Annotated in this window: 1 protein-coding gene; it reads left to right on the top strand. The window is 60.4% G+C overall.

Features of this window, described 5'->3' with window-relative positions:
• A partial coding sequence (locus tag AC0T7J_RS25075; protein ID WP_473798419.1) for a sigma-54-dependent transcriptional regulator occupies positions 1–475 on the top strand: 475 nt, incomplete at its 5' end.
• Positions 476–649 lie beyond the last annotated feature (174 nt).

The raw sequence follows: 649 nt of genomic DNA, 5'->3' as shown, positions 1-649 counted from the left end.
GCACAAGAATCTCGAAAGCATGATCGAGATCGGCTCGTTCCGCGAAGACCTCTACTATCGCCTGAACGTGTTCCCGATCGAGATGGCGCCACTGCGTGAGCGCGTCGAAGACATCCCGCTGCTGATGAACGAACTGATCTCGCGCATGGAGCACGAGAAGCGCGGTTCGATCCGTTTCAACTCGGCGGCGATCATGTCGCTGTGCCGTCACGGCTGGCCGGGCAACGTCCGCGAACTGGCCAACGTTGCCGAGCGTCAGGTACTGGGGCTTGATGAACCGGTCGCCGGAATCGATCCGGGGCAATCGCTGGCGGCGCAGCAGGAAGCGTTCGAAGCGCAATGCCTGCGCGCGGCGCTGACCCGGCACAAGGGTGATGTCAAAGCCGTACTCGAAGAACTGCAACTGCCGCGCCGCACGTTCAATGAAAAGATGCAGCGGCATGGGTTGAGTCGGGAGATGTTTCTGGCGGAGTGAGGCAGAGATTTGTGGTGTAGCTGAAATCCATCCCCCTCACCCCAGCCCTCTCCCCCAGGGGGCGAGGGGGAAGGGAGCCGATCTCCATGCTTTCCCGAATCTGTATTCGACTCGATATTGCAGGTCGATGTAACCCACAAGAACACCTCGGTCAGTCCCCTCTCCCTCTGGGAG

Source organism: Pantoea sp. E956-1 (assembly GCF_982223955.1).
This window is presented reverse-complemented; position numbering and strand designations above follow the sequence as displayed.